Annotated in this window: 5 protein-coding genes; 1 reads left to right on the forward strand and 4 read right to left on the reverse strand. The window is 59.8% G+C overall.

Annotated elements, in window-relative coordinates:
- The first annotated feature begins 109 nt into the window (after positions 1 to 109).
- Positions 110 to 310, forward strand: a complete 201-nt coding sequence (locus MJD61_12340; protein MCG8556057.1) for a hypothetical protein — start codon at positions 110 to 112, stop codon at positions 308 to 310.
- Between the two features lie 12 nt (positions 311 to 322).
- On the opposite strand, the gene MJD61_12345 is transcribed toward MJD61_12340, so the two are convergent.
- The 4 genes from MJD61_12345 to MJD61_12360 all read right to left on the reverse strand — a co-directional run.
- Entirely contained in the window at positions 323 to 559 is a 237-nt protein-coding gene (locus tag MJD61_12345; GenBank protein ID MCG8556058.1) for a hypothetical protein, read from the reverse strand.
- A 357-nt stretch (positions 560 to 916) separates the two neighbouring features.
- Entirely contained in the window at positions 917 to 1105 is a 189-nt protein-coding gene (locus tag MJD61_12350; GenBank protein MCG8556059.1) for a transposase, read from the reverse strand.
- A 130-nt stretch (positions 1106 to 1235) separates the two neighbouring features.
- On the reverse strand, positions 1236 to 1598 hold the full coding sequence (locus tag MJD61_12355) for a hypothetical protein (GenBank protein ID MCG8556060.1): 363 nt from the start codon (positions 1596 to 1598) through the stop codon (positions 1236 to 1238).
- The coding region (locus MJD61_12360; protein ID MCG8556061.1) for a hypothetical protein at positions 1595 to 1924 on the reverse strand (330 nt) is incomplete at its 5' end. The genes MJD61_12360 and MJD61_12355, both read right to left, overlap by 4 nt.

The following is a 1924-nucleotide window of genomic DNA, read 5'->3' on the forward strand; positions in this document are numbered from 1 at the left end:
CCGGGTTGGCGTCCGCCGGCGTGCGCCGGCACTTTCGCAACCACTGGTAGCGTAAGTGTGCGAAATGAGCTGCGGTGGTGTCCGGCACGCTTGGTGCGGTGTGCGAAGCATGACCCAACCACGCTACATCGTGCCTGGAATGACCGTGATGGTCACGCGCCGCACGCTGCGCCGCACCCACCTGTTTTGTCCAGACCCCGAGCTGACCGAGCTCTACCGGTATTGCCTGGCCGTCAGCGCGCAGCGGCACGGAATACGTTTGCACTGTGCGATCCTGATGATGGATCATACACAATACCTGGCATCCTGAACTCCTCTATGGTTAGAACAGATCTGGCTGTTGGTTCGTTGAGTCCCCCCGCTTTGGGGCGAGCCTACCGGTCTGCTTGAAGCGACGGATCGCGTCCTTGACCTTGGCGGAATCGAGATCTGCCTTGCGGATCTCGAAGGGCGCCCGCGGGACGGTTTGCTCGTTGGTAACGAGACCGCACGCGATGAGTCGGAGCATCACGTGCAGACTGACTTCGGTGTACTCAGTGGCCTTTTTCAGTGAAAGCAAGCCAAGCGACTGTGCTGACGTAAAGGTCGGCATAACGTCGTAGCTGTGGCGATTCCGTTCGGCAGCTGGGCTATGGTGCGCCTGCACGCTGCACGCTGTGCACCGGGCTAGCGAGCGGGTTCAACCATACACCGCACGCGGCCGAGCGAACGGTCTCTCGGTCCAGCACCCCATGCCGGGCGCGCTCCAACCGTGCGCTAACAGAACCGTACGCTCCGCACCCCGGGGCCGCCATGCGTTTTGGGCTGCTGCCCGCATCCAGTGTTCGTCGGTCGCCGGCTAACCCGGTTCCGTGGCCGGCTCCCAGCTCCGCAAACCGTGGCCTCCGCCAGCGTCGCGCCTCCGTGTCCTCCCGCGTCACGATTTCACTCCGGTGCGGATCGATCGCGGCAGAGCCACACGCAGCCAGCTGTAGAACACGCTCGGCTGGATCTTGTACTCGTCACACAGGTCGGACACCGGCACCTTGTCGGCCAGGTGGCGCCGCACGATGACGGCTTTCTGCTCAGCTGTATGGTTACGGCGAAACTGTCTCTTCTTCGGCATACTGACTCCTCACTGATCCTCATGGGAGTGTTAACAGGAGTCACGTTCCGGCTGAAGCAAAACACCGCGCACCGCATGCTACTTGCCGCACCTGGGTCGGATCCTGGCGCTTCGGCTTGCGATGGAGTCGTTACATTGGAAAGCCCCCCTGTCGAACACGATCCAGATGCGCACGAGCAAGCTCACCGAGCCTTGGTTCGATACGCCCGATGCATGCTTCGTCATCTGCCAAGATCTCAAGAACCGAGACCTCTAGAAGATTCACGACTTCCTTGTCAGGTGACTCGGCCATTGCGTCCAGGAAATCAGCCACCTTCTGCAGCAGGTTGCCGTCAACAGACGAGTGTTGCAGTAGCTTGATCAGGGCAAGCGTCCAAGTACCAAATGCATCGTGTGGCAGATCCTCGTAGAAAGCATCAGCGTGGTCACTAAGCTCAGGCACAGCACTTTGAAACCGCTGGACCACATTCTGATAGGTAAGTGGTTCCGTCATAGTCCTGACAGTGCACGTTGCAGGTCGTTTAGAATGTGGTGAGCAATCTGAGCGTCACCCGAATCAAGCCCTCCACTCTTCATCAATCGATTGAGAGCCGTACGCATCTCCTGACCCTTCAGCGAATGCCCAGATCTCGACAAGAGCTGACCCGTGCGGAGCTCGTAACGAATCGCATCGGCAGTACTGCCCGAGCCGACTTGGGCATTCCGACGGTAAAGCTGATTGATCAGATTACGTAGCTTCGGGTTCTGAGCACCCTGAAGAAGGTTGCCTCTCGCCGTGTTGAGCAGTTTCGGGGCCGCCTGGGCTCCCGCCCTTGTGGC

Source organism: Pseudomonadota bacterium (assembly GCA_022361155.1).
Lineage (GTDB): Bacteria > Myxococcota_A > Polyangia > Polyangiales > JAKSBK01 > JAKSBK01.

What these genes read in the sequence shown, in the direction of transcription:
- MJD61_12340 (MCG8556057.1), top strand. Translation starts at nt 110, where the DNA reads ATGACCCAACCACGCTACATCGTGCCTGGAATGACCGTGATGGTCACG.
- MJD61_12350 (MCG8556059.1), bottom strand. Translation starts at nt 1,105, where the DNA reads ATGCCGAAGAAGAGACAGTTTCGCCGTAACCATACAGCTGAGCAGAAA.
- MJD61_12355 (MCG8556060.1), bottom strand. Translation starts at nt 1,598, where the DNA reads ATGACGGAACCACTTACCTATCAGAATGTGGTCCAGCGGTTTCAAAGT.